Annotated in this window: 9 protein-coding genes and 1 pseudogene; 6 read left to right on the forward strand and 4 right to left on the reverse strand. The window is 73.0% G+C overall.

Annotation, left to right across the window (positions count from 1 at the left end):
• Nucleotides 1–492 precede the first annotated feature (492 nt).
• On the reverse strand, nt 493–1,041 hold the full coding sequence (locus ACFWVE_RS08345; RefSeq protein WP_384009489.1) for a MarR family winged helix-turn-helix transcriptional regulator: 549 nt from the start codon (nt 1,039–1,041) through the stop codon (nt 493–495).
• Nucleotides 1,042–1,177: 136 nt separating this feature from the next.
• Between ACFWVE_RS08345 and ACFWVE_RS08350 the strand changes: the two genes are divergently transcribed.
• The gene (locus ACFWVE_RS08350) at nt 1,178–2,455 is read left to right on the forward strand and encodes an MDR family MFS transporter (protein WP_384009634.1); all 1,278 of its coding nucleotides are present in this window, start codon (nt 1,178–1,180) and stop codon (nt 2,453–2,455) included.
• Nucleotides 2,456–2,485: 30 nt separating this feature from the next.
• Here the strand turns inward: ACFWVE_RS08350 and ACFWVE_RS08355 are convergent, their stop codons facing one another.
• The gene (locus ACFWVE_RS08355; RefSeq protein ID WP_384009491.1) at nt 2,486–4,135 is read right to left on the reverse strand and encodes a SpoIIE family protein phosphatase; all 1,650 of its coding nucleotides are present in this window, start codon (nt 4,133–4,135) and stop codon (nt 2,486–2,488) included.
• A gap of 173 nt (nt 4,136–4,308) precedes the next feature.
• Entirely contained in the window at nt 4,309–5,694 is a 1,386-nt protein-coding gene (locus ACFWVE_RS08360; protein WP_384009493.1) for an NAD(P)/FAD-dependent oxidoreductase, read from the reverse strand.
• 375 nt (nt 5,695–6,069) lie between these two features.
• Between ACFWVE_RS08360 and ACFWVE_RS08365 the strand changes: the two genes are divergently transcribed.
• The 3 genes and pseudogenes from ACFWVE_RS08365 (at nt 6,070) to ACFWVE_RS08375 (ending at nt 7,874) form a co-directional block, all read left to right on the forward strand.
• The gene (locus ACFWVE_RS08365; protein WP_384009495.1) at nt 6,070–6,819 is read left to right on the forward strand and encodes a TetR/AcrR family transcriptional regulator; all 750 of its coding nucleotides are present in this window, start codon (nt 6,070–6,072) and stop codon (nt 6,817–6,819) included.
• 197 nt (nt 6,820–7,016) lie between these two features.
• Nucleotides 7,017–7,537, forward strand: a pseudogene (locus tag ACFWVE_RS08370) (RNA polymerase sigma factor); the annotation flags it as partial.
• 73 nt (nt 7,538–7,610) lie between these two features.
• Nucleotides 7,611–7,874 (forward strand): NPCBM/NEW2 domain-containing protein, encoded by a 264-nt coding sequence (locus ACFWVE_RS08375; RefSeq protein ID WP_384009497.1) that lies wholly within the window; start codon nt 7,611–7,613, stop codon nt 7,872–7,874.
• Between the two features lie 351 nt (nt 7,875–8,225).
• Here ACFWVE_RS08375 and ACFWVE_RS08380 read toward each other — a convergent pair whose 3' ends face one another.
• On the reverse strand, nt 8,226–10,370 hold the full coding sequence (locus tag ACFWVE_RS08380) for an asparagine synthase-related protein (RefSeq protein WP_384009498.1): 2,145 nt from the start codon (nt 10,368–10,370) through the stop codon (nt 8,226–8,228).
• 717 nt (nt 10,371–11,087) lie between these two features.
• Here ACFWVE_RS08380 and ACFWVE_RS08385 point away from each other — a divergent pair.
• Both ACFWVE_RS08385 and lhgO read left to right on the forward strand, forming a co-directional pair.
• Nucleotides 11,088–12,512 (forward strand): MFS transporter, encoded by a 1,425-nt coding sequence (locus ACFWVE_RS08385; protein WP_384009500.1) that lies wholly within the window; start codon nt 11,088–11,090, stop codon nt 12,510–12,512.
• A gap of 130 nt (nt 12,513–12,642) precedes the next feature.
• Nucleotides 12,643–13,857 (forward strand): L-2-hydroxyglutarate oxidase, encoded by a 1,215-nt coding sequence (gene lhgO / locus ACFWVE_RS08390; RefSeq protein WP_384009502.1) that lies wholly within the window; start codon nt 12,643–12,645, stop codon nt 13,855–13,857.
• Nucleotides 13,858–13,892 lie beyond the last annotated feature (35 nt).

Here is a 13,892-nt window from a genome sequence, read left to right on the forward strand (position 1 = left end):
TGTACTCACCCTCTCGGGCTTTCCTCCGGGCGCTTCCCTTCGGTCTTGCGTCTCCGACTCTACCAGATCTTTCCGATCCGATTTCCTCGGGCTTTTGCTTTCCGGGTTCCCGCTTTCGCGTTTCCCTTTCCGGCGGCTCCGACTCTATCAGATCTTTTTTCTTCGATCTGACCCCTGGTCAGCGGGGTTTGTCTTTCCGGCCGTTGGGCCGTTCCGACGCCTCAAACCTTAGCGGACCCTCTCGCCGCTTCTCAAATCGGAGCCGTTCGGATCCGAATCGAGCAGCGACATCCCGTGCGAATTGGATTCGGACATGCCGAAAGCTGTCCGCTGGGGAGGTCGTGCTGGGGTTTTGAGTGCCGCTCCCGCGGCGGAAGTGCTGCCGAAGAACCGTTACGTCCCGATGGCAACTCGAAGAACCCTACGGATCGGGGAGGGGGGAGTCAAGTGACCCCTGTCAAGATCTTTTCGGCCGTCCGTGGGGCGCGGTCGTCAGTCCAGGTCGGTGAGGCGTCCACCGGCGTCGGGCTGGGCGTCCTCCACCCTGCGCAGGAGGCGGGTGAGCACCTCACCCAGGGCCATCCGCTCGTCCGGGGAGAGGTCCTGGAGCAGATCCTCCTCGAAGACCGTCGCCATGCGCATCACCTCGAGCCACTTCTCGCGGCCGACGGGCGTCGCCTCGACGATGACCCGCACCCGGTTCGTCTCGTCCCGTTCCCGGTTGACGAGTCCCTCCGTGACCATGCGGTCGATCCGGTGGGTCATGGCGGCCGGCGTGAGTCCGAGGCGCTTGGCGAGGTCGCTGGGGCCCATGCGGTACGGGGCGCCGGCCAGGACGAGGGCCTTGAGGACCTCCCAGTCGGCGCTGGTGATGCCGAGCTCGGCGATCTGGCGGCCGTAGGCGACGTTCATGCGGCGGTTCAGTCGGGACAGCGCGTTGACGATCTTCTCGACCTGGGGGTCGAGGCCCTGGAACTCGCGCTGGTACGCGGCGATCTGCTCTTCGAGTGTCGGCTCGTTGAGGCCGGAGGGGTCACCCATGGCCGCAGTATGGCACGCCAACCTTCACCTCGAAGCCCTTCGCATTGAAGCCGTTCGATATGTATTCTTCACCTTTGAACTTTAGCTTCTAAGTCTTCACTCCTAACTTCTGAGAGAGGTGAACGTGACCAGGGCGATGGGCGCTGCGATGCGCCGGATCCACGTGGGCAACGCACTCAGTGCGTTCGGGCTCGGCTTCACCGTCCCCTACCTGTACGTCTATGTGGCACAGGTGCGGGGACTCGGCGCCATGACGGCGGGACTGGTGCTCGCCGTGTTCGCCGTGGCCGCGCTGATCGTGCTCCCGTTCGCCGGGCGGGCCATCGTTCGGCGGGGCCCGCTGCCGGTGCTGCTCGCCGCCCTGGTCACGGCCGCAGTCGGGGCGCTGAGCCTGGGCCTGTCGAGCGGCGCGACGAGTGTGCTGGTGTCGGCGGCGGCGCTCGGGGCCGGGCAGGCCGTGATGCAGCCGGCGCTGGCGACGATGATCGTGGACTGCTCCACGGCTCAGACCCGGTCGCGGGCGTTCGCCATGCAGTTCTTCCTGCAGAACCTCGGGCTCGGGGTCGGCGGTCTCATCGGCGGACACCTGGTCGACACGAGCAAGGCCTCCTCCTTCACCGTGCTGTTCTCGATCGAGGCGGCGATGTTCCTGTTGCTGGTCGTGGTGATGGCGACGGTGCGGATGCCGCGCTCGCCGCGTGTCGAGGGCGCGCCGGCTCCGTCGGCCAAGGGCAGCTGGAAGCAGCTGATGGGCAACCGGGCCATGGTGCAGTTGTGCGTGCTGGGCTTCGTGCTGTTCTTCGCCTGCTACGGACAGTTCGAGTCGGGACTGAGCGCGTACGGGGTCGAGGCGGCCGGTATGTCGACGTCGACACTGGGGACGGCGCTGGCGGCGAACACACTGGTCATCGTGCTCGCGCAGTTCGTGGTGCTGCGGTTCGTGGAGCGCCGCAGCCGCACGCGCGTGATCGCGTCGGTGGGGCTGCTCTGGGCCGTCGCGTGGGCCGTGGCCGGGTACGCGGGCCTCGGGAACGGCAGCCAGGCGATGGCGACCGCCGCCTTCATCTCGACGTACGCCCTGTTCGGGCTCGGTGAGTCGATGCTGTCGCCGACGCTCGCGCCGCTGGTCGCGGATCTCGCACCGGAAGGGCTGGCGGGGCAGTACAACTCGGCGTTCGCCCTCGTGAAGCAGCTCGCGCTGGCCATCGGTCCGGCGGTGGGCGGACCGATGGGGGCCTCGCTGCACGGGCCGTACATCGTGGTCTTCGTACTGTTCTCACTGGGGATCACGGTCCTCGCGCTGCGGCTGGGCCGGCAGCTCACGGAGGTGCAGGACCAGCCGTCGGTGGCACGGAGCCGGGTGGTCGCCCAGGGTGGCACCGCCCCGGCGGGCCCGTCTCCGGCGCACGCCTGAGGACGACAACCCCGCACAACGTTCCGCTCCCTACCGGGTGACCGGTTTCGGCAGGGCGAACTCGCACCAGACGGACTTGCCGCCGCCCGGGGTGCGCCGGCTTCCCCAGTTGGAGGCGATCGTCGCGACGATGGCGATGCCCCGGCCGGACTCGTCGGCGGGTTCCGCGCGGCGGCGCCTCGGCAGGTGGTCGTCGCCGTCGGTGACCTCGACGATCAACCGGCGGTCGGTGCGGCGCAGGCGCAGCCGCATGGGCGGGATGCCGTGCTGGAGGGAGTTGGCGACCAGTTCGCTGGTGGCCAGGACGCCCAGGTCGTGCAGGTCGGCGGGGAAGCGCCAGCTGGTGAGCACGCCGGAGGCGAAGGCACGCGCGCGTGGAGCCGCTTCGACGCCGCCCAGCAGGTCCAGGGCCGCGTTGTGGAACAGCTCGCTCTCCGGGCCCTCGCGGGCGGGGTGCTGGAGCACCAGGACGGCGACGTCGTCGTCGTGCTCCGGGGTCACGCCCGCCGAGCGGACCAGGCGGTCGCAGATCACCTGGGGGGTGCCGGTCGCGCCGGCCAGGGCGCGCTCCAGGGCGGCGATGCCCTCGTCGAGGTCCTCGTTGCGGCGCTCCACCAGGCCGTCCGTGTAAAGGACGGCGGTGGAGCCGGGAGCCAGGGGGATCGAGCCGGAGGAGTGCATCCAGCCGCCGGTGCCGAGCGGGGGGCCGGTGGGCTCGTCGGCGCGCTGAACGGTGCCGTGCTCGTCGCGGACCAGGATGGGCAGGTGGCCGGCGGAGGCGTAGACGAGGGTGCCCTCGTTGGGGTCGTGGATGGCGTACGCGCAGGTGGCGATCTGGTTGGCGTCGATCTCCGTGGCGAGGCCGTCCAGCAGCTGGAGGATCTCGTGCGGAGGGAGGTCGAGGCGGGCGTAGGCGCGCACCGCCGTGCGGAGCTGGCCCATGACGGCTGCCGCGCGGACACCCCGGCCCATGACGTCGCCGATCACCAGGGCGGTGCGCCCGCCGCCGAGGGTGATCACGTCGTACCAGTCGCCGCCGACGGCGGCCTCGGTGCCGCCGGGGTGGTAGGTGGCGGCGACCCGCAGGTCGTCGGGTTCCTCGAGCTCCTGCGGGAGCAGGGAGCGCTGGAGGGTGACGGCGGTCTCGCGCTGGCGGCGCTCGCTCGCTCGCAGGCGTTCGGCGGCCTCGGCGTGGTCGGTGACGTCGGTGGCGAAGACCAGCACACCGCTGCCGTCGCCCTGGGTGACCGGGGTGCAGGTGAAGGTGTAGGAGCGGCCGTCGGGGGCCTTGCGGGACTTGACCGTGCGGGACTTTCCGCTGCGCAGGACCTGGTCGAGGAGGGGCAGCAGGCCGAGTTCGTCGAGTTCCGGAAGCGCTGCCCGCGCGGGGGCGCCGGCCGGGCGGGCGCCGAAGCGGGTCGTGTAGGCGTCGTTGACGTAGGCGATGCGGTGGTCCGGGCCGTGCACCAGGGCGACGAGGGAGGGGACGTGGTCGAGGACCTCGCGCACCTTGAGGTCGTCGACGGCGGGCACGGGCCGTGGGTCCTCGATGAGTTGTTCGGCGCGGGCCGTGGGCACGGAGCCCTCTCCCCGCCGGTCCGGAGAGACCGCGTGCTCGCTGCGCGCTGCGGTGCGGCGCTGCGTTCCGGGGAGCCGGGCGCTCCAGCGGGTGAAGTTCACGAATCCTTGCCTCATGTAGTTGTCGGCGGCCGGGAAACGGGACCGGCCGGGGCCCCTGGGCCGCACCGGGGACAGGCAGCCGCCCGCCCTCGGTGGTGGACCAGTCTGGCAGGCTGCCGACCGGGCCGACATCCGTCAGACGTCGGGCCGGTCCGTGGAGTTCCTGGGTACGGTCAGGACGACCCCTTCGGGTTGTCCGGGGGGTCCTGAGAAGGCTTTCCACCGGCCGCGAGTTCGAACTCGGCCCGCGGGTGTTCGAGTGAACCCAGGGAGACGATCTCCCGTTTGAAGAGCCCGGCGAGGGTCCATTCGGCGGCCACGCGTGCCTTGCGGTTGAAGGTGGGAACGCGGCTCAGGTGGTAGGTGCGGTGCATGAACCAGGCGGGGTAGCCCTTGATCTTGCGCCCGTAGACATGGGCGACGCCCTTGTGCAGCCCGAGGGAGGCGACCGACCCGGCGTACGAGTGGGCGTACGTGTCCAGCGGTTCGCCGCGCAGGGAGTGCACGATGTTGTCGGCGAGGACCTTCGCCTGGCGCAGCGCGTGCTGGGCGTTGGGGGCGCATTCCCGGCCGGGTTCCTCGGCGGTGGCGTCGGGGACGGCGGCGGCGTCGCCCGCGGCCCACGCGTGCGGGGCGCCCTCGACGGCGAGTTCGGCGGTGCACCGCAGCCGTCCGCGTCCGTCGCGCGCCAGGTCGGTGGCGGCGAGGAGGGGGTGCGGTTTGACGCCGGCGGTCCACACGACGGTGCGGGTGGGGAAGCGGGCGCCGTCACTGAGCACGGCGACGCGGTCGGCGCAGGACTCCAGGCGGGTTTCCAGGCGTACGTCGATGTTGCGGCGGCGCAGTTCACTGACCGTGTAGCGGCCCATGTCCTCGCCGACCTCGGGCAGGATGCGGTCCGAGGCCTCGACGAGGATCCACTTCATGTCCTCGGGGCGGAGGTTGTGGTAGTACCGCGTGGCGTAGCGGGCCATGTCCTCCAGCTCGCCGAGCGCCTCGACACCCGCGTAGCCGCCGCCGACGAAGACGAAGGTGAGGGCGGCGTCGCGGATCGCGGGGTCGCGGGTGGAGGAGGCGATGTCCATCTGTTCGAGGACGTGGTTGCGCAGCCCGATGGCCTCCTCGACGGTCTTGAAACCGATGGCGTGGTCGGCGAGACCGGGGACCGGCAGGGTGCGCGAGACGGAGCCGGGCGCGAGGACGAGTTCGTCGTACACCACCGCCCGGCCGCCGCCGCTCCTGCCCGCCTCGCCGTCGGCGAGGGTGGTGACGGTGGCGACGCGTGCGGCGTGATCGATGGCGGAGGCCTCGCCGATGAGGATGTGGCACCGGTCCAGGACACGACGCAGTGGTACGACGACATGACGAGGAGAAATGGCACCGGCGGCCGCCTCGGGGAGGAACGGCTGGTACGTCATGTACGGATCGGGGGTGACGACGGTGATCTCGGCCGCACCCCGGGCGATCTCCCGTTTCAGCTTCCGCTGCAGGCGCAGGGCCGTGTACATCCCGACGTATCCGCCACCGACAACAAGAATGCGCGCACGTTCCTTCACCATCCCATGACGCACCCGCCGCTTGCGTTTGTCCACAGCCCCGACGAATTGTGTGACCGGAAGCCGTGAGCGCGCCGAGCGGTCCGGATCGTCCGCGTGAACGGCGCGTGCGCAGGTCAGCTGTGCTTTTCTGGCACTTCCCCCGGGGTACATACGGGATCAATGCGCCCCGTACTCCGATCGGGGGGCGCTCCGTGCGGAACCTGCCCCTTCTGAATTGACGCCCTCTCAACTATGTTCGTACGTCGACGGGGTGTAGGGGGATGCGCTCATTCGGGTCCGCGACGGGCGGGTCCGGCCACCGGGCATGTTTCTCGAGCTCCGGCCATCTATGGCGGGGAGTCTCCGGGGGGAGACGTCATCACCGGGGGAATACGTATGCATGTTCAGGATTCTCATTGGTCTTCCGCGTCCACCGTGGCGCCCGGCACCGCGCTGAGCGCGTCGTCGGGCCACGGACGCGCGGGAGGGCCGCGCACGACGCCGCTGCGTGTGGACGCGCAGCGCAATCTGGAGCACGTGCTGCGCGCTGCACGTGAGGTCTTCGGCGAGCTGGGCTACGGCGCGCCGATGGAGGACGTGGCGCGCCGGGCCCGGGTCGGTGTGGGCACGGTGTACCGGCGCTTCCCGAGCAAGGACGTCCTGGTGCGGCGGATAGCCGAGGAGGAGACCTCCCGGCTGACCGACCAGGCACGGACGGCGCTCGGTCAGGAGGACGAGCCGTGGTCGGCGCTGTCCCGCTTCCTGCGCACGTCGGTCGCCTCGGGCGCCGGGCGGCTGCTGCCGCCGCAGGTGCTGCGGGTGGGCGTGGCGGACGAGCACGACCACGCGCGCGTGCCGCAGCAGCGGTCGCAGCCGGCAGGCGCCGAGCTGCGGCTGGTGCCCGAGGAGGGGCCGGCCACCGCCGGGAAGGACGACGCCGGCGCGGCGCAGCTTCTCGATGTCGTCGGCCGGCTCGTGGAGCGGGCCCGTGAGGCGGGCGCGCTGCGGCCGGACGTGTCGGTGTCGGACGTGCTCCTGGTGATCGCCACGGCCGCGCCCTCGCTGCCGGACCCGGCCCAGCAGGCGGCGGCCTCGGCCCGGCTGCTGGACATCCTGCTGGAGGGCCTGCGCTCACGCCCGGCGTGAGGGCACGCACGGCCGACGGAGCCCGTCCGCGCCGGGCGGGCCCCACCCTTTCCCCGAACAGGTGACTGCCCACACTCCCGTGCGGCAGAAACCCTCGGACGGATGGCTGACCCTCCCTCAGCTGTCCTGACCAAAAGCCAATATGGCACCCTGCCCCGTGGTCAGGACTGATGGTGCAGGTGGCGAGGGCTTCCGCGATGAGCGTTGACGGGCGGGACGAGTCGTACGGTGACGGCGACCCCGGGGCGGAGCGCCCACCGCAGGTACCGGGTCAGGGGTGGCGCGCGAGCGTACCCCCCGACGACAGGGACGCCCCGGACGGCGTCGTCCCCGCCCAGCGCGGCCGGCGCGAGGAGAGCGTCCCGCTGCCCCGCGCGAACTGCCGCCGTCCGACGCCGACCTCGTCGCCCGGCTCCGTGCGGGGGACGACTCGGCGTACGAGGAGCTGTACCGGCGTCACGCGGACGCGGTGCGCCGGGACGCCCGTACCTGCTGCCGGGACGCCCGCACCGCGGACGACCCGACCTCCGAGGTGTTCGCCCGCGTGCTCCAGGCGGTGCGCGGCGGTTCGGGCCCCGAGCACGCCGTACGCGCGTACCTGCTCACCTCCGTACGACGGGTGGCGGCGTCCTGGACACAGTCGGCGAAACGCGGGCACCCGGTCGACGACTTCGCTGTCTTCGCCGCCCAGGCCGCGAGCCTGCCGACCGCTTCCGACACCGCCCGCCCCGACGGTCCACCAGTGGAGCGAGCTCGCCCACGACATCGGCGGTAACGGCGACGCCCCCGAAATGCGCATCGGCGAGAGCAGCTGGGTCCGGCAGAGGTCGGCCCTGTCCATCGCCCGGATGAAGCTGGGCAAGGTCACCTTCTCCGTCCACGCGGACGGCGTACCCCTGTGGAACTCCGGCCGGATCGAGGGCGGCGCCCCGGCGATCCCGGTCCACGTGGACCTGACGGGCCGCGAGACCGTACGCCTGGTGGTGGAACCCCACAGCCACTTCGACAACCTGGCCCTGGCCGACTGGGCGGAGTCCCGCTTCACCTGCGCGTAAAGCCGCGCACGGCGCGCGGCCCCGCCGGCCGGTGGGCGTGAACCAGCCGCCCACGGCGGGAAGGTGACGGGGTGGGGTGTCCGCCCCCAGCGGCCGGCGCGTCAACGCCGGCCCCTGTACGGTCACCGGTTCCGCGCCGGACCGAGGACGGACACCCCACCCCACCCCGGCACCGACCCACACCGCACCGCACCGCAGGCGCTACGCGCACCCCCACCGAAGCCGCAGAGGCGCCGCAGGCACACGAGCACCGGCCCGCACAGGCTCGACAACCGCCCCCCGAACCAATCCCGCCCAAGCGCCGCAGGGACCCGCGTCGCAGGCACCCGCACCGCAGACCCAAGCTCCCGCTCAAACCCCCCGGGCCAACGCCCCCCGCTCCGGCGCGATGCCCCCGGGCACCGCCCGCTGCCGCCCGGGTGTCCCCGTCCAGCAGGTCCCCCGGCGCGCCAGCAGCCGCCGCAGCCACAGCTCCAGCGCGACCAGATCCGCGAGCCCGTCCAGCGGCAGCGGCTCTCCCTCGGCGGCGGCCCGCAGCGCCTTGCGCACCACGCGGGCCTCGACAAGGCCCGCCTCCGCGAGCAGCGGTGTGTCGAACAACGTCATCAGGGTGCCCGCGGCGACCCGCAGCCCGATCCGCGCCGCGGCGGTGGTGTTCGCCTGGGTCGGCGCGCCCCACCCGGCGGGCAGGTCCCGTACGCCCGCGCCTTCGAGCACGGTCCGCAGGACGGAGGCCCGCGCCCCCGGCTTCACCCGCAGCGCCTCGGGGAGCGCCCGGCACGCGCGGACGACCTGGTTGTCGAGGAACGGTGTGTGCAGCCGCTGGAAGCGGATCTCGGCGGCCTGCTCCAGTACCCGTACATCGGTCGCGTGCCGGGTCAGTGCAGCACGCGCGCGGAAGTCACCGGGCCGCTGCCCCGGCCCCACGTCGGACCGGCGGGTGGACGCCTGGAGGCGAACCGATACTTCAGCGAGCGCCTCGCCGGTCAGCCAGCGCGCCGCCGGCCCGGGTCTTCCCCAGGTCAGCAAGGCCAGCGAGGCGTCCGCCGCACCCCAGGGAGCCCCGTCGTCCAGCTGGTGGCGCAGCAGCTGCTCCGCGAGGGTCTCGAGCCCCGTGCGGTACGGCGTACGGGACAGGCGCCGGGCCGCGGCGTACACGCGCGCGGGCACCATCACGGACCCGTCGGCCTTCGCCAGCGCGGCGACGGGCCGTACGAGATGGCGCCGCTTGCGGTCCATGAGGAGGTCGGCGAGGCGCGCGGGATGCGCGTCGAGCACCTGCCGGGCCCCGTACCCCGTGAAGTGGTCGGCGCTGCCCGCGGCCAGCCGTGCCCGGTGCCGGGCGGCGGTGACCAGGGAGGGGGCCGGCTCGTCCGTGAGCGGTCCGTCGAGATCGGCGTACGGCAGGGTGTCCTCGCCGCCGGGGACGACCACGTGGTGCAGCCGGGGGTTGGCGGCCAGCGCCCCGGCGCGCGCCATCTCGTCCTCCCGCCCGCCGTGGGGCCCGCCGCCCGAACCGCTTCCCGTGCCGCCGCCCGCGCCGCCGGAGCCCCCCGCGAGATCGTTGAAGGTGACGGCGAGCAGCCGCTCCCCCGCGCCCGTGCCGTGTCCCAGCACGGTTCCCGGCATGCCCGGCAGCCCGGCGGCGAGCAGCGCCAGCGTCCCGGAGGCGGGCCCGCCGGAGAGGTCGGCCCCGATCCCGGGCACCGGCATTCCGCGCGCCGCGCGCCGTTCGGCGGGGCCCATGCCCGGCACCGGGCCGGGATCGATGTCGGCGCCGGGGACGTGCCGGGGTGCGGCGAGCCGGGTGCGGACGGCCTCGATCAGCGCGTCCCGGACGGCGTCCACCGCGCGGGCCGGGTCGGCGGGCGGCGCGGCGACGGCGAGCGAGGCGACGGGCTCGTACCCGGCGATCTCGCGCGCCCCGGCGCGCAGGATCAGCGCATGCCCCGGCGGAACGCGCTTCACTCCGTCGTACGGAGTGGAGTCGTGGAGCGCGGCCGGCACATCGGGGGCGGCCAGGAGCGCGGCGAGGTGGCCGAAGTCGAGGTTGGCCTCGACGAGGTCGGCGAGCGGCAGCGCGGCGGTCGCGTACGCGGTGCCACCCTCCCAGGGGGTGTGGAACACCGGCCGGGCGCCCGCGAGGTCGCCGCAGACGGTGACCCGGCGGCCCACCTGCACGACGGCGGTGTAGCTGCCCGGCCAGGCGGTCAGATGGCGCAGCGCGCCGCCGCGCGCGGCGAACAGGGCGACGCGCAGCTGTTCGTCGGTGGCGCCGCAGATACCGAGGACGGCGATCCGGGTGTCGGCGTCGCCGGTCACCACCCGCACCTCGTCGGGGCGCCAGTCGCCGACCGCCCACAGCGGATCGGGGTCGCCCCACAACGGGTGGGAACCCACCGGTTGCAGTGTCTCGCCGTCGGAGCCGGTGGCGCCGACGGAGCCGAACGCCGGGGCGCCCGCGGCGGCGCTGCTCCATCCCACCAACCACCGCATCGACGCCTCCACAGGCTGTGGACAACCGGTGCACCGTACGCACCGGTTCACCCATGCTGCCATGACGGAGGCGCTCAGGAGGGGTGCCGGTACCGCATGTGCTCCGTCGAATGCGCCCCGGCGGATACTCCTACCCCGTTCCGAACACCCGCCCGAGGCAAGAAGATCGTCCACCCGCGACCATGCACCCGTCTGCACCGCTGCGACGCGAATGCGCCCCCCAGCGCGCCCCAAGAACCCCTAACGCGCCCTCAACTGCCATGGTAGATGCGTTGATAGCCCCGGAACAGCGGGGTCGATTTTCGGCCAATTCGGAGAGGTGAGAACACTCTCGAACACGCTCCGTACAGGCCCTGCGCACCGCCCGGCGGTCGCGCGGTCCGGGAGACGGAGTGCGCCTCCCGGACCGTTCCGCCGCCCGCGGGGATGAAGGCGGCAGTGTCCCCCAGCCCACCGGATCCAGTACAGCGGGCCGACCCACGCATGGACCATGGAACCGCCCTCTCGATGACCGAAGGAGAGCGCACGCACGGGCGCACGGCCACACGCCGGGAGCATGCCGCAACTGCGCGTATCGGACCCGCACTTCAGTACGGACCACAATCCCGCCATCCGGAAGAATGCCCCTTAACGCTTGGGATGCGGCGAACTACGCTGGGTTTACGAATGCCGCACGGTTATGCCAGGGCGGCAGCCGTCTGTGTCGAGGGGTGGCTCATGTCCAGGGAGCAACGCGGGCCGAACGAGAAGCTCGGCACCGTTCTCACCCTCGCGGGTATCTCCAACGCGGGCCTCGCGCGGCGCGTCAACGACCTTGGCGCACAGCGCGGGCTGACCTTGCGCTACGACAAGACGTCGGTGGCGCGCTGGGTGTCGAAGGGCATGGTGCCGCAGGGTGCGGCGCCGCACCTGATCGCCGCCGCCATCGGTCAGAAGCTCGGCCGCCCGGTGCCGCTCCACGAGATCGGCCTGGCGGACGCGGATCCCGCGCCCGAAGTGGGCCTGGCCTTCCCCCGGGACGTCGGACAGGCGGTGAAGTCCGCCACCGAGCTGTACCGGCTGGACCTGGCCGGCCGCCGCGCGGGGTCCGGCGGCATCTGGCAGTCGCTCGCCGGATCGTTCGCAGTGAGCGCATATGCAACGCCTGCCTCGCGCTGGCTGATAACCCCGGCCGACAGTTCGGTCGCGCGCGAGGTGAGCCCCGCGGAGGGCTCCGCCGCACCGGCCAGAGTCGGCCACAGCGATGTGCGCAAGCTGCGCGAGGCCGCCGAGGACGCGCGCCGCTGGGACTCCAAGTACGGCGGCGGCGACTGGCGTTCGTCGATGGTCCCCGAGTGCCTGCGGGTGGAGGCCGCACCCCTGCTGCTCGGCTCCTACGCCGACGACGTGGGCCGTTCCCTGTTCGGCGCGTCGGCCGAACTCACCCGGCTGGCCGGCTGGATGGCCTTCGACACCGGCCAGCAGGAGGCCGCCCAGCGCTACTACATCCAGGCCCTGCGCCTGGCCCGCGCGGCGGCCGACGTCCCCCTGGGGGGATACGTCCTGGCCTCCATGTCCCTCCAGGCCACCTACCGCGGCTTCGGCGACGAGGGCGTCGACCTCGCCCAGGCCGCGCTGGAGCGCAACCGCGGCCTGGCCACGGCCCGCACCATGAGCTTCTTCCGGCTCGTGGAGGCCCGCGCGCACGCACGCGCGGGCGACGCCCCGGCGGCCGGCGCGGCACTGAAGGCGGCCGAGGGCTGGCTGGAACGTTCCCGCCCCGGTGACAGCGACCCGGTCTGGCTGGGTTTCTACTCCTACGACCGCTTCGCCGCCGACGCCGCCGAGTGCTACCGCGACCTGAAGGCGCCCCGCCAGGTCCGCCACTTCACCGAGCAGGCGCTGTCGCGGCCGACGGAGGAGTTCGTCCGCTCGCACGGGCTGCGGCTCGTCGTCTCGGCGGTCGCCGAACTGGAGTCGGGCAACCTGGACGCCGCCTGCGAGCAGGGCGTGCGCGCGGTGGAGGTGGCCGGCCGCATCTCGTCCGCGCGCACCACGGAGTACGTCAGGGACCTCCTGCACCGCCTGGAGCCCTACGGCGACGAACCCCGCGTGGTCGAACTGCGCGAGCGCGCCCGGCCCCTGCTGATGACTCCCGCCTGACCCCGGCCGCCACCCCGACCGCCACCCCGACCGCCCCATATCGGCACGCCTCGGCAGACCCTTGTCGCTTCCGGGGTTTACGGGCGTTGTCAGTGGCGCAGTGCACTATCGGGACCGGGAGGTGGTGCGGGTGGCGCAGCGGACGTACGACTGCGATGTGCTGGTGATCGGCGGCGGCATCGTCGGCCTGTCGACGGCGTACGCGATCACCCGCGCGGCGCCGGGCACGCGGGTCACCGTGCTGGAGAAGGAACCCGGCCCCGCCCGGCACCAGACGGGTCGCAACAGCGGCGTCGTCCACAGCGGCATCTACTACCGCCCCGGGTCCCTGAAGGCGCGGTACGCGGTACGGGGCGCGGCCGAGATGGTCAAGTTCTGTGCGGAGTACGACATCCCGCACGCGGTGACGGGCAAGCTGATCGTCGCCACCGGCCGGGGCGAGCTGCCCCGCCTGCACGCCCTGGCCCAGCGCGGCCGGGAGAACGGTCTGACGGTCCGCGAACTGGGCGCCGCGCAGATCTCCGCGTACGAGCCGGAGGTCGAGGGCCTGGCCGCCCTGCACGTCGGCACCACCGGCGTCTGCGACTACGCGGCGGTGGCCCGCCGGCTGGCGGCCGCGTCCGGCGCGGAGATCCGCTACGGCGCGCGGGTCACCCGCATCGACCGTCGCGCGGACCGGGGCGTGGCCGCCCTGACCGCCGCCGGGGACGTCGTGCGCGGCCGGGTCCTGGTGAACTGCGCGGGTCTGTACTGCGACGAGATCGCCCGTCTCACCGGCGACGACCCCGGCATGCGCATCGTGCCGTTCCGCGGCGAGTACTACGAGCTGGCCCGCCCGGAGCTGGTCCGCGGCCTGGTCTATCCGGTACCCGACCCGGCGTTCCCGTTCCTCGGCGTCCACCTCACGCGCGGCGTCGACGGTGGCGTCCACGTCGGGCCCAACGCCGTACCGGCGCTGGCGCGCGAGGGCTACCACTGGCGTACGGTCCGCCCGCGCGAGCTGGCCGCCACGCTGGCCTGGCCGGGCTCCCGGCACCTGGCCCGCCGCCACTGGCGGCACGGCAGCGGAGAGCTGCACCGTTCCCTGTCCCGGCGGGCCTTCACCGAGGCGGTCCGCCGGCTCGTGCCCGCGGTCCGGGAGGCCGACCTGGTCCCGGCCACGGCGGGCGTACGGGCCCAGGCGGTCCTGCGTGACGGCACCCTGGCCGACGACTTCCTGATCCAGGAGACGCCCCGCGCGGTCCACGTCCTCAACGCCCCCTCGCCCGCGGCGACGGCGTCCCTGCCCATCGGCCGGGAGGTCGCCCGCCGGGCCCTGGCCGCCCTGGACGGCGTGCCCCGCTGAGGCGGCCGCCCCCACCGGTTCCCCGTCGCCCACGG

Source organism: Streptomyces sp. NPDC058632 (genome assembly GCF_042717095.1).
Classification (GTDB): domain Bacteria; phylum Actinomycetota; class Actinomycetes; order Streptomycetales; family Streptomycetaceae; genus Streptomyces.

What these genes read in the sequence shown, in the direction of transcription:
- ACFWVE_RS08345 (WP_384009489.1), bottom strand. Translation starts at nt 1,041, where the DNA reads ATGGGTGACCCCTCCGGCCTCAACGAGCCGACACTCGAAGAGCAGATC.
- ACFWVE_RS08350 (WP_384009634.1), top strand. Translation starts at nt 1,178, where the DNA reads ATGGGCGCTGCGATGCGCCGGATCCACGTGGGCAACGCACTCAGTGCG.
- ACFWVE_RS08360 (WP_384009493.1), bottom strand. Translation starts at nt 5,694, where the DNA reads ATGGTGAAGGAACGTGCGCGCATTCTTGTTGTCGGTGGCGGATACGTC.
- ACFWVE_RS08365 (WP_384009495.1), top strand. Translation starts at nt 6,070, where the DNA reads ATGCATGTTCAGGATTCTCATTGGTCTTCCGCGTCCACCGTGGCGCCC.
- ACFWVE_RS08375 (WP_384009497.1), top strand. Translation starts at nt 7,611, where the DNA reads ATGCGCATCGGCGAGAGCAGCTGGGTCCGGCAGAGGTCGGCCCTGTCC.
- ACFWVE_RS08380 (WP_384009498.1), bottom strand. Translation starts at nt 10,370, where the DNA reads ATGCGGTGGTTGGTGGGATGGAGCAGCGCCGCCGCGGGCGCCCCGGCG.
- ACFWVE_RS08385 (WP_384009500.1), top strand. Translation starts at nt 11,088, where the DNA reads ATGTCCAGGGAGCAACGCGGGCCGAACGAGAAGCTCGGCACCGTTCTC.